Genomic DNA, 23,503 nt, shown 5'->3' with positions numbered 1-23,503 from the left:
TGTTGTCTCTGTTGTCTCTGTTGTCTCTGTTGTCTCTGTTGTCTCTGTTGTCTCTGTTGTCTCTGTTGTCTCTGTTGTCTCTGTTGTCTCTGTTGTCTCTGTTGTCTCTGTCGTCTCTGTCGTCTCTGTCGTCTCTGTCGTCTCTGTCGTCTCTGTCGTCTCTGTCGTCTCTGTCGTCTCTGTCGTCTCTGTCGTCTCTGTCGTCTCTGCGGTCTATGTTGTTTCTGCAAACTACATAGTTTCTGCAGACTATGCTGCTTCTACGAACTACGTCGTCTCTGCGGACTTTGCGTACTGACGTCCGCCGCTCCATTTAAATAGAACTATGCCGCCGACTATAATCAGAACGCCAAGGAGCTTTGCAGGCGTAAAGGGGACCTTTTCCAACCCAAGCCATCCAAAGGAATCCCACAGCAATGCGAAGCCAAGCTGGGAAGACAGCATGATCGAGACGCCAAGCGTCGGTCCCAGCAGCCTAATGCCGTTCACCAAACTAATCACTACGCCCACTCCGATCACGCCGCTGAACCAATACCAGAGCTGCATATGGTGCAGCACGAACATCCCTTTCCCCTCGAAAAGCAGGCCGAGCGCGAGCGAAGCCGCAAATCCCAAGCCCAGCACCAATGTCGTCGTTGCCCACGAGCCCGCCCGCTCGCTCACCTTGCTGTTGAATATCGTTTGTATGCCCACGAGCGAGCCTGCCGTGATCGCGAGCATAAGCCCTGCAATCATGATCCCATCTCCTTATTCGAGCCAGAATGGCTAGCAAGCGCGCTTAACCGTTCCCGGTCTTTAATGTAAATGCCCATTTTCCCGCGCTCCACCATGCCTTCCGCGCATAGCTTCCGAATGACTCTGTTCAGATGCCGATAGCTCGTTCCGATCAGGTTCGCCGTATCCGTAAGGCTTGTCGCGCTTATGTGTCCCCTGAACGCCGAGTCCGTTTCGTCATAAGACATCGAGAGCAAATAGCTGGCTAACCGAACTTCTACGGGGTACATCAAGTTCAAGCTCATGGCATTGGACTTGATAAAAAATTTTTTCGTAATAATATCCAATAAGAAATGGAGCAGCTGGGGATGATGACTGTAAGCCTTCAAGGACCGATAGTGAACGCCGATCATGACGACAGGCGATACCGCCTCGACTGTATTGATGATATCTATCCCGCGTATATATTCGATATCTCCAATGACCTCCAACGGCGTTTTAAATGAAATAACTAATGTTCTGCCTTCCGTTGAAATGTTGAAGATTTTAATCTTCCCCTTCACCAGTACGTACATGTGGTGAGCGGCTTCACCCTGCGTGCATACCAGCTCGCCTTGCTCGAAGCTGCAAAGCGACAGATGAGGCCGCAGCGACGCCGGGAATACCTCTTCCAGATGATAGGCTTGCAGATAACTCGTCAGCTGCGCACTAACTATTATTTCGTTCATCCGACTGTATCGCCTCGCTTTGGGTACATTATAATTTCAAAATCACTACGCCAGCGACCATCATTCCGATTCCCAGCAGCTGCGGCAGCCGTATCCTTCGCTTTTCAAGGCCGAACCATCCTCTCGCATCGATCCAAAAGGTCAGGCATAGCTGGGCGATCAACACCGCTGATATCGTAAAGGTAACGCCCATACGGTGAATAGCCGTCACATTGCCGAAAATGATAACGGCAGCGAACGCGCCGCCTGTCATATAGATTGGCTTTACCTGTCTAAAAGCTTGCCACCGTCCGTCACGGACAACGAGCAGAATAAGCAGTGCCGTCACGAATCCCGTCAGCTGGGTAAGGGCCGCTGCCTGCCAAGTACCGATATCCTGGCTAATCCGTGAATTAGCGACGCCCTGCAGGGTAATGAAGGCTCCCGCTAATAACGCAAACAAACTTCCTTTCATACGCTCTCTCCTTCATTCTTCGTATCTCCATTAAAAGACAGAATGACCGGCGAAGGATAGGACATATGTCCCAAGCGTAAACGGCTGAAGCCGTCCTCTGGCGGCTAAGCTTACGATTCGCGTAGAAATATAGAGAAAGGATAGCGAAATCATATCCTTTCCTATATTTTCAAAAAACGGTTTCCAGAACAATCTCTGCTTGGTTAACAATATACTTCAGCTATCTAATCCTGTATATTTAATAAAAATAAATTGCCCGGAGAGAGGAAGTCTCATGCGACGCTTCAGACTAGGAAGGCTATATATCCCTTTCACCTACAAAATGATGATCCCTTATCTTCTGCTTGTCCTGCTGACTGACCTGCTCATAGGCTATATATCGTATACGATGCTCATTCAGTCCAGAACCGAAATGGCCGAAACGAATATTCGGACGGCTATGAAGCAGACTCGCAACAATATTGAATACCAAATGGATGAAATCAACCGGATGTCGAGCACCCTGTTCACCAGCCTTACCTTCCAGAACGCGCTTCAGAATGCAGGGGATCCGCTTGAGGTCATGCTCAAAATGAGGGATGACATCATTCCCCAGATGAAAGCGCCGCTTCAGCTGTACGGCAACAACATCCGTCTCGCCCTCTACACTGTAAATGAGAAGATGTACGAGGTACCCGGCGACAATATGGAGATGGAGATTAGCAGAAGAGACTATTACGTCCTTCCTGTCAGTAGCATCGCGGATACGGTTTGGTTCGCATCCATTCAAGCCAAGAATCAGGATAATCTGTGGCTTCAACTCGATACGGACAAGAAGCTGGATCATATTTCCCATTTCCGCAAGCTGGTTTCCTCCAGCGGCATGGCGTCCGTGATTGGGTATATCCGCGTAACGGCAAGGTTCGACGAGCTTTTTGGCAACTTCGATACGTTTCCGATCGATCAAGGCATCAGCCTGCGGCTAGTCGATACGACGACAGGCGCAACGCTGTATACCCAAGGCGAGACAGATACGCATTCGAGCGAGCGCAACGAGCTCAGCATCAAAGAGCAAATTACCGGAACGCCCTTCATTATCGAATCGCTGGTACCCCATGCTTATTTGAACAAAGACGCCAGCAGAATGCAGAGAGTAATCGGAACCGTCTGTACGATCAGCTTTTTGGTCATGGCTTTTATCGGTCTTATCGTGGCTAGGCTCTCCGGCAAAAAAATGAAGCGAATCGTCACGCTGGTCCGATCCTTCCAAGAAGGCAACTTTCACAAACGGATCGTGTTCACGGGCAATGACGAATTTGTCCATATTGCCGATTCCTTCAATCAGATGGCTACGAGCATTCAAGAATTGATCAAAAACGAGTATGTGCAGGGCATTCAGAAAAAACAAGCCGAGCTTGACGTGCTTCAGGCACAGATCAGCCCTCATTTCCTATATAATACGTTGTCTACAATCGGCAGTCTTGCCAATCTCGGCGAAGTGCAGAAGGTCACCCAGATGGTGCAAGGCTTATCCAAGTTCTACCGGCTTACTTTAAACGGCGGCAATGTCTATATTTCATTGGAGAAGGAGCTCGAGCAGATTGAAGCTTACCTTGATATTCAGCGGGTCAAATATGCGGACACGTTCAAAGTCTACTTCGATGTCGAGCCCGAAATTTTGCATACGCCGATTATTAAGCTGATCCTGCAGCCCTTTGTGGAGAACATATTCAAGCATTCATGGTTTGGCAAATCAATAGCCATTCGAATTACCGGGAAACGGCTTGGCGACCATATCGAGCTCAAAGTCATCGATAACGGTATCGGAATGAGACCGGATACGCTTAAGAAAATGCAATCGAATACGCTGCAGCCGGACAACCAGTCGGATAAGTATGGGCTCAAAAACGTGGAGGAGCGAATTAAGCTCCGCTACGGCAATGACTTCGGTATTCGCATTGGCAGCCATTACGGAGCAGGAACGACCGTGCAAATTATTCTTCCGATTGCCAATGCGGAAATAAAGGAAGATGGCGATAACATCGCCTGATCGCGGACAACGATGAGAGGAGCACACGCATATGGAAATCAATATTTTACTCGTGGACGACGAATCCATTGATTTGGAATGGCTTCGGCGGCGCGTCGTGAGCAACAAGGCCATGCAGCAGCAAAATGTGAGGACTGCGATTAGCGGCTTCGAGGCGCTTCAGCTAATGGAACAGCACCCGATTGATCTTATTCTCTCCGACATACGCATGCCTATTATGTCCGGAATGGAATTCGCGCGCAAAGCAAAGGAGATCAACCCGCAGGTTCATATCGTCTTTATAAGCGGTCACCAGGACTTCAGCTATGCCAAAGAAGCCATACAATTGAACGCCTCCGGCTACCTCCTTAAACCGGTTGAGGACCGTGAGCTGCATGATATGCTGGATCAGATGTGCGGCAAGATCGAGGAGGAATGGAAGCAGCGCTCCTCCCTCTCGGAAACGCTAAGCCTCGTGCATCAGGAGCTGCTGCTGCGTTGGTTCAAGGAGCCTACCCCGGGACAGGTAGAGGATCATCTACACCGCTTCCTCGCGCCGATCCTTGAGAATGGAGCGACAGTCGCCATTATTGAGGTGGATGATCTAGCTTGGAAAGTCCAGCTTACGACGGAAGAGGAACGGCGAACGTTACTCGCAAGCATCTCCCACTACATCCGTGAATTTGTGCAGGCGAGAAGCCTGGGAACGTTAATGGCGAGCTACGACGACCGTTTCGTGCTGCTGACCACGGTTCCGGAAGAGCACATTAAGGTTATATTAGAACAACTGATCGAAGCATTCTACAAGCAATTCGCCTACTCCATCACGATTGGTACGGGCAAATATACGTCAGAGGTCAATAAACTGCATGACTCCTATCGACAAGCCCAAGCCGCGCTAAGCATCAAATGGGTGTTTGGCAAAAACAGGCTCATCCAGGATGCTTCGGCATGGTCTCCCAAGCAGGCAATGGCTTTGAACTTGGAGAAGAGCGTAGACCGGATGCTTCAAGCGATGCTCGAGTATGACCTGACTACGATCGACGATTGCTTGCTTGAGCTGTTTAACGGGGATCAGCCCTTGACCCAGAAAAGCGACATCTATGATCTTATCATTCGTATTACCTCCAAGCTTCATGCTGATCTTCAGCAAATGAACGAGCATTTGTATGAAATTTTGAAATGGGAGTCGCATCAGCCCTTTATTCTGTTTCAATTTGAAACGGTGCATGATATTTTATCGTGGCTGCGAAGACGGTTTTTCGAATTGTCCGAACTGCTGTATTTGAAGAAGCAGCGGCAGAAACGCAAGCTTATTGATGAGATAACCCGATTCGTCGAGCAGCGGCTCGACCAGAAGATTACGCTGAATGAGGTAGCATCGCATTTCGACTTTACGCCCAACTACTTAGGACAGCTCTTCAAGGCTGAAACCAATACGTTGTTTACCGATTTCCTGATCGATCTGCGCATGAAGCGCGTGTGCGAATTGTTGAAGGACCCCACTCGGAAGGTATATGAGATCGCAGAGCTTGCCGGCTATAAAAACATCGTCTATTTCAACCGGCAGTTCAAGCTGTCCACCGGCATGTCGCCCGGAGAGTATCGCAAGCAGCATAAAATTTAAATTAAACATATGCGACTGCCCGCGTCTGCACAGGACCGGGCAGTTTCTTTGCCCTTATACAGGCAATCGTTGAATTAGTATCGGTTTTAGTTGATCACCCTAATTATGCGGCGCTTTACTATTTCTTATAATGAACGTAGACAAGAGATGAGAGAGGGAGCGCACATGAAACGAAACGGATTTATAAATGATGTAATCAAATACCGCACGATTCTGCTGATGCTGACGCCCGCTGTTTTGTTTTTCCTGCTGTTTGCCTATGTACCGATGGCAGGAATAATCATTGCGTTCAAGCATTATGATTACGCCGGCGGCATTTTTGGAAGCGCTTGGAACGGGCTCGACAACTTCAGATTTTTCTTTGAATCAGGGGACGCTTGGAGAATTACGAGAAATACGGCGCTTTATAACGTCGCATTCATCGTCGTAAATAACGTCTTGCAAATTTTCACCGCGATTCTATTGTTCGAGGTCGGAGGCAAATGGTTTCGCAAAATCACGCAATCCATTTTGTTTCTTCCCTACTTCATTTCATGGGTCGTTGTAGGCGCAATTGCTTATAATTTATTGAACTTCGATATCGGTACCGTCAATTCCCTGCTTAGAGGAATCGGTATGGAGCCAATCGATATCTATAATACACCTGCTTATTGGCCATACATTTTGACGATTGTGTCCGCATGGAAGATGCTTGGTTACGGAACGGTCATGTATTTGGCAGCCATTACGAGCATCGATACGGAAATGTACGAAGCCGCTGAGATCGACGGAGCGAATGTGTTCCAGCGTATCCTGAAGGTGACGATTCCTAACCTTTATCCAACCGTAATCATTCTAGTGCTGCTCGCAGTAGGCAATATATTCAGAGGAGATTTCGGAATGTTCTACAACATGGTCGGCAACAACGGTGTTCTGTTCTCATCCACCGACGTCATCGACACATTCGTATTCCGCTCACTGATTACTTCGAACGATATCGGTATGTCGGCCGCGGCAGGCGTTTTCCAATCCGTTCTTGGATTTACGGCCATTATGCTCGTGAACTACTCCGTTCGCAGATATGACAAAGATCGGGCCTTATTCTAATGGGAGGTGATATGAGATGAGTGGAACTGAGCTTGAAACGAAACCGGTAAGATCACATCAACGGGACCGCCAATTGCTTTCCGTTATCGGTTATATATCTTTATCTGTCCTGGCTGCACTATGCATCCTGCCTTTTATTCTAATTCTATCCTCGTCACTGTCCGAGGAAAGCACGATCGTAACGAAGGGTTATCAATTTTTCCCGAGTGAGTTTTCATTCGAGCCCTACAAAATTTTGTTTCAGTATCCGGAGCAAATATTACGCGCTTACTCGGTGACGCTGGCTGTTACCGCAATCGGAACCGTGATCGGATTATTTTTGACCGCGATGACCGCGTATTGCTTGTCCAGAAGAGATTTCAAATGGCGCAATCAATTCTCGTTTTTCTTCTTCTTTACAACACTGTTCAGCGGCGGCCTCGTGCCTTGGTACCTTCTAGTCGTCAATTACTTGCATATGAAGGATACGATTCTAGCCTTGATTCTTCCGCTGCTGCTCAACGTGTTTTATATCATTGTCATGAAATCGTTTATGAGCAATATTCCAGAAGCGATCGTAGAATCGGCTAAAATAGACGGCGCAGGCGACTTTCTTATTTTCCTTCGCCTGATTCTTCCGCTCTCGAAGCCTGCTCTCGCGACGATTGGACTCTTTCTCGCTCTCGGTTATTGGAACGACTGGTACAACGCCTTGCTGTTTGTCTCGGATGAAAAGCTGATGCCGCTCCAATACTACCTGTACAAAATGCTCGGCAATATGGATGGCATGCGCAAAGCAATGATGGGCTCCGGCGCAGTCGTAACAAACGTGCTCCCTACTGAAGGCTTGAAAATGGCAATGACCGTTGTTGCCAGCGGCCCGATACTAGTCGCATATCCGTTTATCCAGAAGTATTTCGTTAAAGGCTTGACGATTGGCGCTGTTAAAGGATGATTCCAAGGAAACTTGGTTTATCGATAAATGCGATTCATAACAAGGGGGATATTCAAATGGTTAAAAAGAAAAGTATAATCATGCTGGCTTTGATCATGGCAATGGTCATGATCATCAGCGCTTGCGGAAACAAAAACAATAACGCACCTGCTGCTACAAAGACACCTGACGGCGGAGAAACAACCACGAATACGGAGCAAGGCCAAGGCGCAGCGGATACTTCTGAAGCCGTTAAGCTTAAAATGGTGTTCGTAGGCCCTAAACCGGTTGATTACGACTCCGTGTTTGCAGCCATTAACGAAAAATTGAAAGCAAAAATCAATGTAACGCTTGAAGGCGAATTTCTGGATTGGTCCGATTGGGCGCAGAAGTATCCTTTGAAGCTTGCGGCTAACGAAGATTTCGACCTTATCTATACGGCGAACTGGGCTGGCTATAATGATCAAGCGCTTAAAGGCGGCTTTCTTGAATTGACGGAAGACATGATCAATACCTATATGCCTGAAACAGCTAAAGCCATGTCCGAAGTGAACTGGGATCAAGCGAAAGTAAACGGCAAGCTGTATATGGTTCCTCAAAACCTTGGCGAATCCGTAGAGAAGCTTATCCTCTATCGTGAAGATTTGCGCAAAAAGTACAACCTTCCTGCCATCGACAGCCCGGAAACATTCGCAAACTATTTGAAAGCCGTGGCAGCTAACGAAAAAGGAATTACTCCTTTCACCCCGGAAACGGGCGATTGGAAGATGCATAACCTAGACCGTATCCTGTTGAAGCAGCAAAATGACTGGAACCTGTTTGACCTAGACATTCCACTCGGCTTTAAAATAACGGATGAAACAGGCAAAATATTTAATGTCTATGAAACACCGGAATTTAAAGACCTGCTTGTTTATTACAAAGATCTCGCGGACAATAATGCTTGGTCCAAAAACGTTCTAAACAACAAAAACGATCATCAGCAAGATTTCAGAGAAGGCAAAACGGCATCCATCTCCCACAATATGGGTACGCTTGGCTCGCTAATGGCGTTGATGCGCCAAACAAACCAATATGAAGTTGCTCTTGCCGACATTAACCCGAACAATAAGAAATCCCAAGCTGTTGCTACGCAAAACGGGGTATCCGTGCATGCAACGTCGAAGCACCCGGAACGCGCTCTTATGTTTATTGATTTGATGCAAAATGACCAAGAGCTGCATGACCTTATCAATCTCGGCATTGAAGGCGTTCACTACACGGCTGTTGGCGACGAGAAATTCCAATCAACGGACAAAAGCCCGAACTACACTGGCTTCTCCTTCTGGGGCTTCAACTCCCCGCTAAACCGTGATAACGAGTCATTCCCTGAGGAAGCGACTGCTATGCAAAACGGTTGGGACAGCAACGTGTACCACTACCCGCTTGAAACGTTTGTATTCGATAACAGCAAGGTAAAAACAGAAGTGGCCAATGTAAGTAACGTAATGCTTCGATATGCGATTCCGCTCGAGTATGGCGTGATCAAAGACGTAGACAAAGGCCTTGCGGATTTGAACAAACAAATCAAATCAGCAGGAATCGAGAAGATTCAAGCCGAACTGCAATCCCAAATCGATGCATTCCTTGCAGCGAAAAAATAAACCAAAGGAGAGAAGGCGACTGCCTTCTCTCCTTTTATTTTGCCCGCAATACCTTCTAATGAAATGGCCTAGACACTAAACAACCTCTGCACCGCTAAGCAAGCACACGTAGCACATCATCAATCTTTTTGCCATGCGAGAGAACGCCATAATTCATCCAACTGAGATAATCGACCTCATAAACCCGGTTATGAACGACTGCCGGCAGCGACTGCCAGACCGAAGTGGCGCATAGCTCCTGCTTCGCCTGCTCTGTTATTTCGAAGGTCACGAACAAATGATCCGCATCCAATTGCGCGAGCAGCTCCGGAGACAGCTCCGCCCTTCTAACGCCGTTCGTTACTTGCTCGACGAGCGGGTGTGGCGTCAGCTCCAGATCTCTATAGAGGACCGGACCCGTATAACCTCTGTCTGGCCCCGCATACAAAATAATCGCATCCTCGCTTATCCGCAGAAATGCCACAGTCTGATGTCGAATGGCATATAGCTTCTTACGAGCTAGATCCGCTTTGCGTTCATAATGATCGATTACCTCCGTTACCTTCTCTGTCTTGCCGATTCCGATTAAATCGGCGACTGTCCGCAGCGTTTCCTGCCAGCTCTCGCCAAGATCGGGCATTCTGTATTGCGGAACCTTCTTCTCAAAAAGATCGGCGTTCCACTTTTCGGGAAAACCGTATTCCACCATAACAAAATCCAGCTTACAAGCCAAAGGCGCTTGAGGTTCAGTGGTAAGTTCTACGGCAGGAATATGATTAAGCCCCAAATAGGATTGTGTCCCCCACTTCGAGTACGAAACCTGCAATGCCGGCATGACGCCGAGCGCCAACAGAAAATCCTCTAAGAACGGGGCAAACACACGTATTTCTTCGCGGTAGTGACGACGATATTGCCCAGGCGAGAGCCCAACGGTCTGTTTGAAACGCCGATTGAAATAATATTCATTGCCAAATCCCGTATTCTGGGCAATATCGAACAATCGGTCATCCGTTGCTTGCAGCAGATGCTTAGCCTGATTGATTCGGATATCTGACAAGTATTGCAACGGAACCTGGCCCGTTATTTCTTTGAATAAGCGCGTGTACTGCCAACGGCCGATGTTGGCCGTCTCCGCCATCCGATCCACTGTCCATATGTCTCCGTAATGGCGGTGCAGCTGTTCGATCGAGGCCTCTACGGTTTGACGGCTGTTTGCGGCTAGAGAATCCGGGAGGTTATGCTTAAATATATGACGAAGCAGCTCTTGGAAACGAATATGCTGATCGAACAAGCCTAACTCGTCGCTCGCTCCCGATTGATGATAACGATAAAGCCCTTCAACCCATTCGAGCCAATGGGAGAAAGGACCGCATTCCACTTCTCCAATGCATGGAAACGCAGCAATTCGCTGGTCTTCCTCTGCCGGTAATGCGGGTTTGCCGATACGATGCATTTCAAAGGTCAATTTATACCATTCAAGTCCCTGCTCACCTGCTTCGCTTGCAAGCGATATTCCGGGCTCAGCGATGAAGCATTTGCCTCGTTCCAGCGAGTAGGCTGATTTGTCAAGAAAGAGCTTTCCCTTACCCGCTATGATCACTATCATTTGATAGTTTTCATCCTTTAATGCTCTATGCTGCTGCTTGGGGGCAAATTCCAAATAGCTCATCCTGCATAATCGATAAAATAAGCTAGGTGAGATGACCTTTTCTGCTATTTCTTCATTCATAGGTTAACCCATCCTCTTTATGCAATGATAATTATTATCATTTAACCATTATAACGAAAAGGGAGAGAGCACATCAACTTAAAGTTGAAATGCTCTCTCCCTTGCGTTAAACCATGCAGACCTTTCGATTTATTGCAGCAAAAACTTCTCCAAGTCTTTCAGCTTAAGCAGGTTGGCTGAGATAGCCCCAGTCTGCCAGTAGGTACGATCCACTTGGTATACATGGCCGTTTTTGACGGCAGGAACGTTTTTCCAGATCGGATTGTTCATCAAACCATCTATCGCTTCTTTATTTTCGGAAGATGTCCATGTCCCGTTCGAAGTAAGAATAATGATATGATCCGCTCCGAGCTCCGGCAGCACCTCCATCGAAAGGCTATCGATAAACTTCTCCATATTTGCAACCAGCGGTGGCGCAGCTAGGCCTAATTCATCGTACAAAATTGAACCAACAAATCGATTTTTAATGCCCATTAGGTTAATATCGCTCTCATCGATATTTAGTCGCATCACGGCAACGGTTTCATCACCGATTGCTGCTTGCAGCTTGGTTTTCATATCCGCGATTTTGGCATCGTAATCCTTCAGAAATGCTTCTGCCTTCTCAGGCTCGCCGATGAGATCCGCAATCTTGCGCAAAATTTCCGTGGAGCTTCCATTTTGAATATCATCCGTTAATCGATAAGTTGGAGCGACCTTAGAATACTTCTCATATACCGTCGCGTCCGCGAAACCATCCGAAATAATGAGATCAGGTTCTGCCGCAAGCAGCGCTTCAATATCGCCTGTAATGTCGAATTGAGGAGCGCTTAAATTCAAATAATCCTGTTTGCCCCAAGCCGGATGATACCACTGCACGACCGGCTCTACGCCTAATGCAACCAGATAATCCTCCAGATAAATAGCGGCTACGCGCTTTGGCTTAACCGGTATTTCTACCTCGCCAAAATGATCGGTAACGATTCGAGTTTCACTCGTTTCAGGCTGCTCCGCATTCGTGTCGGCAGCTGTTTCCGTTCCAGCTGAATCTGCTTGATTCGTCGGTTCAACTGCCTTTTGCTCTTCTTCCGCATTACCGCAGCCGACAAGCGCCGTCATAACAATCAAAAGCGTAATAATCCCCTTTACCATGGTATTACGTGATTTTACGAGTCTTCCCATTTCCCACACACTCCTATGTAATCGTTAAAGTAACGAAATATAACAGTAATGATTATCATTATCATCTCGTTCGTTACTTATTATATCACCCTCTCCCGACGGCACAATGTCCAATCATTGGCTATTCTTTTATCCAAACGCGTGATACCGGGTAACTTAAGCTTGTCATCAGAACACGCCATTATCATTCGGCGAATTGTCCGGAACCGGCTGTCCTACATCCCATAATTCAATGATCTGGTCATTATCGAAGCGGAAGAAATGAACAACAATAACCCCGGTATCCCCATGCTTTTGTTTAACAAGAGAATGAACCGCCACCATGTTATCCTCTTCGATAGCACGTTTGACCTCAAAGATTTTGCCAGGGTTCTTGGCGGCGTTCTCTTCCATTGCGAGCTTAAGAGAAGCAGCGTCACCATGGAAGTAGGGATTATGATGAAGGAAGTCTGGCGCAATGAACCTCCGATATGCTTCACTCACTTCCCCAGATGCCACAAGTTGCAAAAACGATATCGCTTTCTCTTTGTTGGAAGTCATCCTTGTCGCACTTCCTTTCTTTCATGCATATTATTCTTCTATTTTAATAACATATTTCACGTTGCTGTCAACTTAACTGCCTGTTTACCTAATAAAAATAATGGAGCCTGAGAACTCCGCTGCGCAATAAGTTAAGTTCGCACCATTGGCGCGCTCAATACACATGCATAGTGGAATTATTGCTCCGCACCTGCATGCTGCAGAGCTTCAATCATTTTCTTGTATCCTCGATTCCGAGCATGCTGTAACGGAGTTACCCCCTCTGAATCGGCAAGCTCCACATCAGCGCCATGTTCAATAAGCAGGTTCACAATTGCTAAATGTTTAGCTCCGCCATCCCCAAGAATGATTGCCTCCAAAAGCGCAGTCCAGCCTAAATTGTTCACATGGTCAATACGGATATCGGAAGTGGTCAGCAGCTCCTTAACAATCTCCACGTGACCACGGTCCGCAGCAGGGATTAAAGCTGTCCCGCCAAATCGATTAGTAAGGGTCGTATCTGCGCCCGCAGCTATTGAAGCTCGGACAAAATCCAGTAAGCCCTCTGCTCCAGCGTAAAGGAGCGGATTATCGGAACGATCATTCCTAATATCGATATCCGCTCCCTTTTCCACTAGAAGGTTAAACAGCTCTAGATTATTCGTTTGAACAGCAATCATTGCGGAGGTTCTTCCTTGGCTATCTTGTGCATTAATATTGGCACCGTCAGCTAGCAGATTGGTCATGGAGGATCGATCTCCTTGCTCTGCTGATGCTATCAAAGCTTCATTCAACTTATCCATTTCATCATTCACCAATTGGGCCGTATTCTGTTTCTCGTTGTCAAGCAGATCATTATTGCTCTTCTGACAGCCAGCCATAACAAGCACCAGCATAACGATTATTAACCGCACTATCACAAGCCCATATCCTTTCTCTTAACATGAATTCGTTCCCTATAGCATTTAACTTAAAGTTCCAGCTCTTTTCCTATTTTGGATGCAATGTGAGCCAAAACTTATAACAGCTTATCGTAATGATAGCGAAAAAAGATGAACAGCAAAGAAACCTGTGATTAATATATTCTTAATACCAGATTAACATTTTCTAAATCTAAAAATCTAATGTCCGCAGTAACGACTTGTAAGCCTTTCCCACGATTGCTGTTAGTGAAGGTAATATAATAGAGTTGTATATATTTTACACTAGAATTTTTTGGTAATTTATATTAAGATATTATTTATGGATTGTTAAGCAATCATGAATAGATGGGGAGTGTCGGGATAGAATGAAAATTTTAATCTCTTGGAAAACGCACGCAAAAAAATGGTCGGTCGCACTGCTTGCAAGTACCATTTTGCTAGCGCCTGCAGGCTTGCCTGTGTCAAAAGCGGTAGCAGCTTCAAGCCAAACAGCTGATTCTGCTCAAGGTACGGTGAACAAGCAGGATGCTGCAAAATATCGGATCGTTACTCTAGGAGATTCGATCACAGTAGGCTATGAACCAAATTTGACAGCATTGCCATACGGTTATGTAGAGCGTCTTTATGAGCAAGGTCTTCTAAACGGACGTACAACGGTCAGCAACTATGGCATATCTGGATTGAAAACTGGCGGGCTTAAAACTTTTATCGATGCAATTCAATTAGGCACAAAAGTAGAGGCGGACGCAATTCAACCTAACCTGTCCGATCCTAATGCTGGAAAGCTCGGAGCTAATACGGTACAAATTCGTGAGAGCATAGCTGCTTCCAATCTTATTGTTCTAACCATTGGAGGAAATGATCTCTCCCAATTGCTTACACAAGGTTCAACATTAAATGATCAACAGCTAGCAGAAAGCACAACGGCATTATTGACTAACTATGCTGACAACGTGAATCAAATCATTCAAAATCTATATAAAATCAATCCAGCTGCTGAAATTATTATAGCAGACCAGTATCAGCCAATGCCGGAAATTGCTAACGCAACCTTGTATCCTAAGCTGGTTGAAGTGTCGAAATCTTTTACCGCTACTGTAGATAAACTTGCCGGAGCTTTTACTGCCCAAGGCTTGAAAATTAAAGTGGCGCATGTAGCCGAAGCTTTTTTAGGAAAAGAAGCTCAGTTGACTCATATGATTTCAGATCGTGATTTCCATCCCAACCAATCGGGTTATGAAGTCATCGCTAAGATCTTTGCAGAAACGATCTGGGGATCCCATACCGTACTAACGGCGGCTGGTGGACAAACGATAAACGTGATCGTTAATGGAAAGAAATTAGAAACACCTTATACACCAGTCATTAAAGCAGGCAGATCCTTTATCGCCATCCAAGATATTGTCCAAGTGTTTGGTGCTGCTACCGTGTGGGATGGAAAAACCAAAACGGCAGAGATTACATATGGTGATCATAAGCTGATGGTTCAGATTGGAGCCGCTGACATTCATTTAGATGGTGCAGCAATACGGCTTGATACGCCCGCTTTCTTGAATAAAGTAGGCAAAGAACATAAAACGTATGTCCCGCTTGCGGCAATCGCTCAAGGATTTGGACTCGATGTCCGTTATGCAGAGAAGCTTAGAACGGTGTTTATTAACGCTTAAGCTTCTAAACACGAAAAGAGGATGCATCCTTCATGGATTGCATCTTTTTTTGTGCGCTATCAAGGAGATGAACGGTGTTCGTGGATACTGGTGTTGTACGTTTGATTTGGTCTGCTCGTGCTTCATTCCTTGGACGCGCCTACTCCAACACGCTGAATGTTTTAAACAGGAAATACAGCATCGCCAGAATTGCGCCAAATACGGCGATTGAACAGAAAAAGGCCCACCACGCCTTTTTCCCGCCTGATAGGATTACGCTTAGCAAACCTGTAAACATGGCAAACAATGCGCAAGCCACTCCCAGGGTCGTTAAGAATATAGATAGAATTAACGCAAAAAAGCTTAATAGGTATGTAACTTTTATCATGACTCGCATCATTCACCTTCGTTCTAATGAAATGGGCGTTCTCTACAAATCCTCGTATCCGGCCAGCAAGAAAATAATGACGCTTACGGCTATAAGATGAAAGAGTGAAGCGGCAAGGAGAATACCGGCAACACGCCAATCCTTCATGGATAGGCGAGGATTAAACCGCAACTTGTACATGCAAAAGCCTATAATGTTCGTTATGAGCAGTGATTGCGCCAGCCATCTGGAAACCGTAATAAAAGCAGGCGTATTGTTCACACTCGGGTTTAAAAACCAGCTGAACGGCTCCGCTATCATAGCTAAGGGGAAAATCATCCATGCCGTCACATGAATGGAAAGCGTAAAAACGATATTTTTGATCACCGTAACCCTCCTCGCCAGTTCGTACATCTATGTTTCAAACGTCTAAAATTGGGAAGATGTTACTTCCTTTACATCTGATCTATTATAATTACACTTCTAGCCTTTTGTACAATAACCTCGTCTAGCCTCCATCTTCAGACTGAGTTTAAAGCATGCTCTGGTCCCTACTCTCATAAACTGGATACGGTTAAAATTACGGTAACTGATCAACCATTCGGATATGATTTTGAAGCTATAGAAGATGAACGAAACATGAGTATGCCGTTATAGCTGCGTGACCAAAGTCATTCTTCCGATCGCGATTGCAGCCAAATGGTTTTGATTAGTTAACTTCATAAAGGGTTACCATTTGGTCTGCAAAAGCGAACATTCCATTTCTCCAGAACGACTTTGTTCTCTCCGCCTACGCAGCTCATTCATTAGTTCAACTTATTTAGTTTTGCTTCACAAAACTTAAGCGCATGCTTTCGAAGCGAGTTTTGCTTTACAAAACTTTAAGCTTATGCTTTCGAAGCGAGTTTTGCTTCACAAAACTTTAAGGAGGTTACATAATGCCCGTGTTAGAGGTACGCCATTTGCGGAAAAGCTTTGGTGCGGTAAACGCCGTAGAAGACATCAGCTTCACCGTCGAGGCCGGCGAGGTGTTTACGATTATCGGACCGAACGGCGCTGGCAAGACAACTACGCTGGAAATGATCGAAGGCCTGCAGGTGCCGGATAGCGGCCAGATCGAGTTCGGCGATCTTAGCTGGGTCAAAAACAGTGATCAAATTAAAACCTCAATCGGTGTCCAGCCGCAATCAAGCGCTTTGTTCGATCTGCTGACTGTAGAAGAAAACTTGGATTTGTTCGCAACCTTTTATCCGAAATCCAAGCCGGCGTCGGAAGTGCTGGAGATGATCAACCTGACGGATCAGCGGAACAAGCAGGTTCGCAAGCTCTCCGGCGGTCAGAAACAAAGGCTAGCAATCGGGCTTGCGATGATAAACGACCCGATCCTTATTTTTCTGGATGAACCGACCACAGGACTTGATCCGCAGGCTAGACGCAATATTTGGGATATCATTTTGAAGCTGAAGGCGCTCGGCAAAACGACCATTCTCACGACGCACTACATGGAGGAAGCCGAGAAACTGAGCGACCGCGTATGCATCGTTGACCAAGGAAAGGTCGTTACGCTCGATACGCCCGCCGCCTTAATTGACCGTCTTACGCAGGAGCGTGAGGTTAGGCTTACCTTTATTGATGGTGCCGAAGCCGCGATAGAGACGGAAAAGATTGCGCAAACCCAGTCTGCCGTCGTCCGCACAAGCCGCGATGGGGATTCCCTTCAGCTTTGGACAACGCAGCCTGAAGAAACCCTGTACGAGGTGTTCGGCTTTACGAAAGAGCGCGGATTCCGGGTTGAGCAGATTTCAATCCGTGAAATGAGCCTGGAGGACGTATTCATTGCCTTCACCGGGAAAGAGTGGAGAGATTAGATGAACAATACGAAGCAGTTTTCCAAAATGTTTTCCGCTCAGATCAAAATGATGTTTCGCGAGAAGCAGGTATGGTTTTGGAATATCTTTTTCCCCGTTATTCTGATGGTGCTGTTTATGGTCATCTTCGGAGGCGGCTCAAGCGAAAGCTTCAAGGCGAAAATAGCAATTGTTGATTCCGAGCCGAATGCAGCCTCCGCCATGCTGCTTGGGCAACTGCAGAAAATTCCGGTGTTTGAATGGGAATCCGAGCAGCCGGTTACATTAGAGGCTGGCAATAAGCTCGTCGAGAAGCAAGACATTGATGCACTCATCATACTTCCTGAATCCGAAAGCGCAACGACGATCAAGCTTGTCGTGAACAAAGCAGACGAGCAAGGGGCAACGACGCAAGCTGTCTCAGGCATACTCGATCAATTCATTCAACAGGCGAATTGGACGGCAGCCGGCGCGGCACCAACGTTCAGCCTCGCGAAAACGTCCATTTCCTCCGGCGCGGACGATTTGAATTATGCCGATTTCCTGCTAACGGGCATGATTGGCTTGTCTGTGGCGCAGGGCGGATTGTTCGGCATGGTCGGCCTCGTCGAAATGCGCAGAAACGGCTTAATGAAAAGGCTTCGCATGACGCCTGCACGAATGGGACTTTACGGGCTTGCCGGCATGCTGGTAAAGCTGCTGCTCGGCATCGTACAGATCATTATTTTGACGTTGATTGGCGTGTTCGGGTTCGGCGCAAACCTCCATATCAACATATTCAGCTTGGTTATCGCCTTCCTTGCGGGTGGATTGGTCTTTAATGCGATGGGCTACCTGTTCTCTTCGTTCAGCAAATCCATAGAGGCATATATGGGGATGTCGAACATCGCGAGCATGCTGATGATGTTCCTAAGCGGCGTTTTCTTCCCGCTCGAATCGCTTCCGACCTGGCTGCAGCCGGTTACGCAAATGCTGCCGCTCACCTATTTCGTCGAAGGCATGCGGGATGGACTTATTTATGACTCCGGAATCGCATCAGGCGCATTCTGGGCCGGGATCGGCGTAATGGTCATATGGGGTGTCGTTTCCTTCCTCGTCGGATCGCAGGTTTACAAAGCCAAATCCGTATCGGAAGCGCAATAAAACGCATATGATGATGCAGCAACAGCAGGCCGCGGCAGCTTATCGACTAAGCTGCTGCGCCTGCTGTTTTCGTCTTTTTCCAAAAAATTCCAGCTACACTTTACATTCAGAATGCTTCAGCAAAGACTTCTCCACTTGAATCGTCGTATGCTCAATGTGAAATTCATCCGCGATCTGACTGATCGCTTGCTGCAGCACGGTTTGGCAATCGACCGAATCGTCTACCGTGAGATGGCAGCTTAAGGAATCAAGACCCGAGGTAATCGTCCAAATATGCAGGTCATGCACATCCTTTACTCCCGGAATACGAAGCAGCGTCTTCTCGACTTGTTCCGCATCCACATTGGCAGGCGTACCCTCCATGAGGATATGAACCGTCGACTTAATGATGCCCCAAGCGCTTTTTAGTATGAGCAGAGCGACGATGACGCTAATAATCGGATCGGCAATGTACCAGGAAAATAACGACATCAGAATACCGGCAACGATCGCTCCTACCGAGCCGATTGCGTCACCTAGCACATGCAAATATGCGCTCCGTACATTTAAGTTGTCCTTTACGTCAGCTTTCCGCATGAGGAACCAAGCACTCGCCAAATTGGCAAGCAAGCCGATCCCGGCAATGATCATCATCGTTCCGCTGGCAACAGTCGGAGGTTCGCCGAAACGTTTAATCGCCTCCACCACAATGAACGCTGCAATGACGAACAGAGTAACCCCGTTCAGCAGCGCCGCCAATATTTCGAACCGATGAAAACCGTAGGTACGGCTCGAGGATCTCGGCCGCACCGCGAACCACATCGCTGCTAGGCTTAAAGCGAGCGCTGCTGTATCGCTCAGCATATGCCCGGAATCGGATAATAACGCGAGCGAATTCGTTACCAAGCCGCCCACGAATTCCAGCACCATAATTCCCGCCGTGATGATCAATGCGATAAGCAGGCCGGCCTTGTTGTTTGGTGCATGAGAATGCCCGTGATGGCCGTGCGAGTGCCCATGGTGATGGCCATGGCTGTGACCGCTATGGCTATGTCCTGCATGGCTATGCTTTCCGCTGTTTACTGACTGCTTTTCTGTTTCAACATGCTTATGGCCATGCGCATGGCTGCAGGATTCTCCGTCATGGTTATGCCCGTGCAGCTCATCCCCGCCTGCAGCACCCGCTTTCCTAGCTTTTCCCTCATTTTCACTGTCCGATGGTTTGCTCATCTCATTCTCCCCCGATCCCGATGCCCAGACTCGGTTAGTCTGCTTCCTAGCGGATCTTTTCATTAAAGCTACCCGAATTCCAATAACATATGAACATGTGCTCATATGTATTATATGTAATATTAACATCCGTTGCAACAATTTTGTAAAATTCCGATACATAGCCATCGTCGAATAGCAAAAAGAGACGCAGGTTTGCGTCTCTTTTTACCTTTATTTCAACGTGAGCATGCGCTCGTCATCGCTCCTAGCTTCGAAGCGGCTCAACAGCCTCTACAAGCTTCTCTTCAAGCTCTGCCGAGTAAGCAGCATGCTGCTCCTCGCTCCAGCCAAGCAGCTCCGCCATGGCCGACATCGCCGCTTCTTTCCACTGCTTCACATGGCCGATCCGGAAGAAGAGATCGCCGGTACGGCGAATGAAGAAATCGGCAGGCTTCACTGCCATTTCCGCTTCTATCGAGTAGCGAAGCTGAACGGCCAGCACTAACGGAAGCTTGAACGCAGCCGCCCATTCAGCTGTGGTTTGCGCCAGCTTGAACAATTGGTCCACGTTCGAGCCGTAACGCTCCGCCAAAAACTTCGATTCTTCTGTTGAGAAGCCGAATTTAGGGCCTTCCGTCGTTTTTTTGTTCACGAAAGACTCGAATCCGTTCGAGCCGCCCAAGTCTCCGCCTGACATCGGTATCGATTTCGTATCGCTTTTGGCAAACTGCATGTTGCTTCCTTCCTGCCCACGCAGCTCCACCACTTTATCTACGACGGTCTCGGCCATTTTGCGATAGCCCGTCAGCTTGCCCCCCGCAATCGAAATCAACCCGGAATCGGATACGAAAATTTCATCGCGTCGAGAAATTTCCGATGGCGACTTCCCTTCCTGCTGAATAAGCGGGCGAAGGCCTGCCCAGCTTGATTCGACATCGCCATCTACGAGCTTTAGGTCAGGGAACATGAAGTTGACCGCTTGCAGCAAATAAGTACGGTCCTCCAGCGTCATGACCGGATTGACGGTATTGCCTTTATAATTGGTATCCGTCGTACCGAAATACGTTTTGCCGGCGCGTGGAATCGCGAAGACCATGCGGCCATCCGGCGTATCGAAATAAACCGCTTGACGCAGCGGGAATCTGCTTTTGTCGAACACGAGATGAACGCCTTTGGTCAGGCGAAGCGTTTTTCCTTTTTTGGAGCCGTCCATTTCGCGGATATCATCCACCCACGGGCCGGTCGCATTAATAATTTTGGCAGCCTTTAGCTCATATTGTGCGCCACTGATGTTATCTTTAACCAACGCGCCGGTTATCTTGCCATCAGTGCCGTAACGCAGCGTTTCTACCCGCGCATAATTGACTGCCAGCGCGCCTCTTTCGACCGCTTTTTTCATGACTTCAATCGTCAGCCGCGCATCGTCGGTACGGTATTCCACATAATAGCCGCCGCCCTTCAGCCCATCGCGCTTAAGCAGTGGCTCCTTCGACAGCGTATCCCGGGCGCTTAGCATCACGCGGCGCTCTTTGCGTTTCACCCCTGCCAAAAAGTCATAGACACGCAAGCCGATCGATGTCGAGAATTTGCCGAACGTACCGCCTTTGTACAGCGGAAGCAGCATCCATTCCGGTGTCGTTACATGCGGCCCGTTCTCGTAAACGATTGCCCGCTCCTTGCCTACCTCAGCCACGACACCGACTTCGAATTGCTTCAAGTACCTCAAGCCGCCGTGTACAAGCTTCGTCGAGCGGCTTGACGTTCCTGCCGCGTAATCCTGCATCTCCACGAGCGCCACCTTCATGCCGCGCGCTGCTGCATCAAGCGCGATTCCCGCACCTGTAATCCCGCCGCCGATTACTAGGACATCGATTTGTGCTTGCTGCATTTGCTCCAATACCTGCTCACGATTTTGCGCGGCAAATTGCCCATTACCGAGTTTGCTATTCATTATAATTTCCTCCTAGTTCTTATGCATCTATTGTTCTGCGATAACCCAATCAATACTCGCAAGTAAATAAATATAATAAGGTGAAACGGTTGAAGCCGTCCTCTGGCGGCTAAGCTTACGTTTCGCCTAGAAATAAAGAGAAAGTTGGCGAAATGATATACTTTCCTATATTTTAAGAAAAAACGCCTGACAGCGTCCTTTCTATAGACCCCATCGTTTCGGCGAAACGTATCAACAAAGTATTAAACCCATATGCTTCCTTGTACGTCAAAAAAACCACTCAAACCGCTTCCTGCCCCGAAAAAGGGTATGGAAGCGGTCTTCGTGGTTTCTCCTGATCTCCAACCGTTATTAACTTAGCCGTAGTATACCATAATTATTGCGCAAAAGCCATGGCCGCTTTCACCGCGCGATGCCAGCCTCCGTATAGCTCAGCTCGCCGAGCTTCTTCCATTTCGGGCTCAAACACGCGATCAACCTGCCTAAGCCCCGCCAGCTCCTCGCGGCTTCCCCAGAAGCCTACAGCAAGACCAGCCAAATAAGCGGCGCCTAGCGCGGTTGACTCATTAATAACCGGACGTTCAACCGGTACGCCGAGCAGGTCGCTCTGGAATTGCATCAGCAAATTGTTATTCACCGCTCCGCCGTCCACCGACAGCGATTGCAGCGGCAGCCCCGACTCCTCCTCCATTACGGAGAGAACGTCTTTCGTCTGGTAAGCCAATGACTCGAGAACCGCCCTTACGAAATGGGCTTTGGTCGTACCGCGAGTCAGGCCGAATGCCGCTCCTCTGACATCACTATTCCAATAAGGCGTTCCAAGCCCGACGAATGCAGGAACGACATATACGCCGTCCGTTGATTCAACCTGCCCTGCCAGCCCTTCGGTTTCCGTCGCCGATTCGATTAGTTCAAGGCCGTCGCGCAGCCACTGGATTGCCGCGCCTGCGACAAATACGCTGCCTTCAAGCGCATATTCCAGCTTGCCGTCGATCTCCCAAGCGATCGTCGTAAGCAGCCCTTTCTCGGATACGATCGCTTTGGTTCCGGTATTCATCAGCATAAAGCAGCCTGTTCCGTAGGTGTTTTTGGTGCTGCCCTCTTCATAGGCGTTCTGGCCGAATAAAGCAGCCTGCTGATCCCCCGCCGCCCCCGCTACCGGAATGCAGCAGCCGAACAGCTTCTCGTCCATTTGGCCGTATACCTCTGACGATGAGCGCACTTCGGGCAGCATGTCTTTCGGCACCTGCAAAATGCTTAGCAGCTCCTCATCCCAGCTACGTTCATGAATGTTGAACATAAGCGTCCTAGCGGCGTTGGACACATCCGTTACATGAACCGCCCCGCCTGTCAGGTTCCAAATAAGCCAGGTATCGATCGTACCGAATAGCAGCTCGCCCTTCTCCGCGCGCTCCCGCGCTCCTTCCACCTGCTCCAACAGCCAGTGCACCTTCGTGCCTGAGAAGTAAGCGTCGACAAGCAATCCTGTTTTATCGTGAAATGTCTGGGCATACCCTTCTTGCTTCAGCCTGTCGCTAATGGCTGCCGTTTGTCGTGATTGCCATACGATAGCGTTGTAGATCGGCACTCCCGTTGCTTTGTCCCATACCACCGTCGTCTCCCGCTGGTTCGTAATCCCAATGCCCGCGATCTGATCGGCAGTTACGCCTGTTTTGTCCAATACCTCGGCAATGACCTTCTTCGTGGATTCCCATATAAACAGGGCATCCGCCTCAACCCATCCCGCATGCGGATAAGTGAGCGGCAGCTCTTCGCGAGCCATATTGACGATGGTACCGCTATGATCGATGAGCAGCGCTCTCGTGCTCGTTGTCCCCTGGTCAAGCGACAGCATGTAGGTTTTCATTATTACT

The 23,503-nt window shown here is 48.0% G+C and carries 21 protein-coding genes; 9 read left to right on the top strand and 12 right to left on the bottom strand.

Annotated elements, in window-relative coordinates:
• On the top strand, positions 1-298 hold a 298-nt coding region (locus AC0YN3_RS28945), incomplete at its 5' end, for a hypothetical protein (protein WP_475778376.1).
• Here AC0YN3_RS28945 and AC0YN3_RS28940 read toward each other — a convergent pair.
• From AC0YN3_RS28940 to AC0YN3_RS28930, 3 genes are read right to left on the bottom strand one after another with little or no spacing between them, the layout of a single operon-like run.
• Positions 268-735: a DMT family transporter gene (locus AC0YN3_RS28940; protein ID WP_475778375.1), complete on the bottom strand. Its 468-nt coding sequence runs from the start codon at positions 733-735 to the stop codon at positions 268-270. The two genes, AC0YN3_RS28945 and AC0YN3_RS28940, sit on opposite strands and share 31 nt — an antisense overlap.
• Positions 732-1,442 carry a Crp/Fnr family transcriptional regulator gene (locus AC0YN3_RS28935; RefSeq protein ID WP_475778374.1) on the bottom strand — a complete coding sequence of 237 codons (711 nt, stop codon included), beginning with the start codon at positions 1,440-1,442 and terminating at the stop codon, positions 732-734. The genes AC0YN3_RS28940 and AC0YN3_RS28935 overlap by 4 nt, the downstream gene beginning before the upstream one ends.
• A 28-nt stretch (positions 1,443-1,470) precedes the next feature.
• On the bottom strand, positions 1,471-1,896 hold the full coding sequence (locus tag AC0YN3_RS28930; RefSeq protein WP_475778373.1) for a DMT family transporter: 426 nt from the start codon (positions 1,894-1,896) through the stop codon (positions 1,471-1,473).
• Between the two features lie 274 nt (positions 1,897-2,170).
• Between AC0YN3_RS28930 and AC0YN3_RS28925 the strand changes: the two genes are divergently transcribed.
• From AC0YN3_RS28925 to AC0YN3_RS28905, 5 genes are all read left to right on the top strand, one after another.
• On the top strand, positions 2,171-3,925 hold the full coding sequence (locus AC0YN3_RS28925; protein WP_475778372.1) for a sensor histidine kinase: 1,755 nt from the start codon (positions 2,171-2,173) through the stop codon (positions 3,923-3,925).
• 31 nt (positions 3,926-3,956) lie between these two features.
• Positions 3,957-5,531 (top strand): response regulator, encoded by a 1,575-nt coding sequence (locus AC0YN3_RS28920; RefSeq protein WP_475778371.1) that lies wholly within the window; start codon positions 3,957-3,959, stop codon positions 5,529-5,531.
• Between the two features lie 165 nt (positions 5,532-5,696).
• Positions 5,697-6,617, top strand: a complete 921-nt coding sequence (locus AC0YN3_RS28915; RefSeq protein ID WP_183570239.1) for an ABC transporter permease — start codon at positions 5,697-5,699, stop codon at positions 6,615-6,617.
• Positions 6,618-6,633: 16 nt separating this feature from the next.
• Positions 6,634-7,551, top strand: coding sequence for a carbohydrate ABC transporter permease (locus tag AC0YN3_RS28910; RefSeq protein WP_183570240.1), 918 nt, complete (start codon positions 6,634-6,636; stop codon positions 7,549-7,551).
• Positions 7,552-7,607: 56 nt separating this feature from the next.
• Positions 7,608-9,173, top strand: coding sequence for an ABC transporter substrate-binding protein (locus tag AC0YN3_RS28905; protein WP_475778370.1), 1,566 nt, complete (start codon positions 7,608-7,610; stop codon positions 9,171-9,173).
• Positions 9,174-9,267: 94 nt separating this feature from the next.
• Here AC0YN3_RS28905 and AC0YN3_RS28900 read toward each other — a convergent pair whose 3' ends face one another.
• From AC0YN3_RS28900 to AC0YN3_RS28885, 4 genes are all read right to left on the bottom strand, one after another.
• Positions 9,268-10,881, bottom strand: a complete 1,614-nt coding sequence (locus tag AC0YN3_RS28900; protein ID WP_475778369.1) for a helix-turn-helix domain-containing protein — start codon at positions 10,879-10,881, stop codon at positions 9,268-9,270.
• A 129-nt stretch (positions 10,882-11,010) separates the two neighbouring features.
• A complete protein-coding gene (locus AC0YN3_RS28895; protein WP_475778368.1) occupies positions 11,011-12,042 on the bottom strand; it encodes an ABC transporter substrate-binding protein in 1,032 nt (343 codons plus the stop codon).
• Between the two features lie 168 nt (positions 12,043-12,210).
• Positions 12,211-12,582, bottom strand: a complete 372-nt coding sequence (locus AC0YN3_RS28890; protein WP_475778367.1) for a nuclear transport factor 2 family protein — start codon at positions 12,580-12,582, stop codon at positions 12,211-12,213.
• 176 nt (positions 12,583-12,758) lie between these two features.
• On the bottom strand, positions 12,759-13,442 hold the full coding sequence (locus AC0YN3_RS28885; RefSeq protein WP_475778379.1) for an ankyrin repeat domain-containing protein: 684 nt from the start codon (positions 13,440-13,442) through the stop codon (positions 12,759-12,761).
• A 407-nt stretch (positions 13,443-13,849) separates the two neighbouring features.
• Here AC0YN3_RS28885 and AC0YN3_RS28880 point away from each other — a divergent pair, with 407 nt between their 5' ends.
• Positions 13,850-15,151, top strand: a complete 1,302-nt coding sequence (locus tag AC0YN3_RS28880; RefSeq protein ID WP_475778366.1) for a stalk domain-containing protein — start codon at positions 13,850-13,852, stop codon at positions 15,149-15,151.
• A 139-nt stretch (positions 15,152-15,290) separates the two neighbouring features.
• On the opposite strand, the gene AC0YN3_RS28875 is transcribed toward AC0YN3_RS28880, so the two are convergent.
• Positions 15,291-15,437, bottom strand: coding sequence for a hypothetical protein (locus AC0YN3_RS28875; RefSeq protein WP_475778365.1), 147 nt, complete (start codon positions 15,435-15,437; stop codon positions 15,291-15,293).
• Between the two features lie 123 nt (positions 15,438-15,560).
• Positions 15,561-15,884 (bottom strand): hypothetical protein, encoded by a 324-nt coding sequence (locus tag AC0YN3_RS28870; RefSeq protein ID WP_475778364.1) that lies wholly within the window; start codon positions 15,882-15,884, stop codon positions 15,561-15,563.
• 551 nt (positions 15,885-16,435) lie between these two features.
• Between AC0YN3_RS28870 and AC0YN3_RS28865 the strand changes: the two genes are divergently transcribed.
• Both AC0YN3_RS28865 and AC0YN3_RS28860 read left to right on the top strand, forming a co-directional pair.
• Positions 16,436-17,365, top strand: coding sequence for an ABC transporter ATP-binding protein (locus AC0YN3_RS28865; protein ID WP_475778363.1), 930 nt, complete (start codon positions 16,436-16,438; stop codon positions 17,363-17,365).
• Positions 17,366-18,487: an ABC transporter permease gene (locus AC0YN3_RS28860; protein WP_475778362.1), complete on the top strand. Its 1,122-nt coding sequence runs from the start codon at positions 17,366-17,368 to the stop codon at positions 18,485-18,487.
• A 93-nt stretch (positions 18,488-18,580) separates the two neighbouring features.
• Here the strand turns inward: AC0YN3_RS28860 and AC0YN3_RS28855 are convergent, their stop codons facing one another.
• The 3 genes from AC0YN3_RS28855 to glpK all read right to left on the bottom strand — a co-directional run bounded on the left by AC0YN3_RS28855 (position 18,581) and on the right by glpK (position 23,496).
• Entirely contained in the window at positions 18,581-19,696 is a 1,116-nt protein-coding gene (locus AC0YN3_RS28855; protein ID WP_475778361.1) for a cation diffusion facilitator family transporter, read from the bottom strand.
• Between the two features lie 247 nt (positions 19,697-19,943).
• Positions 19,944-21,629 carry a glycerol-3-phosphate dehydrogenase/oxidase gene (locus tag AC0YN3_RS28850; RefSeq protein ID WP_475778360.1) on the bottom strand — a complete coding sequence of 562 codons (1,686 nt, stop codon included), beginning with the start codon at positions 21,627-21,629 and terminating at the stop codon, positions 19,944-19,946.
• A 376-nt stretch (positions 21,630-22,005) separates the two neighbouring features.
• Positions 22,006-23,496, bottom strand: a complete 1,491-nt coding sequence (glpK, locus tag AC0YN3_RS28845) for a glycerol kinase GlpK (RefSeq protein WP_475778359.1) — start codon at positions 23,494-23,496, stop codon at positions 22,006-22,008.
• Between the last annotated feature and the right edge of the window lie 7 nt (positions 23,497-23,503).

Source organism: Paenibacillus sp. J22R232 (assembly GCF_056269165.1).
The sequence above is the reverse complement of the archived record's forward strand: the minus strand, read 5'-3'. Positions and strand labels throughout refer to the sequence as shown.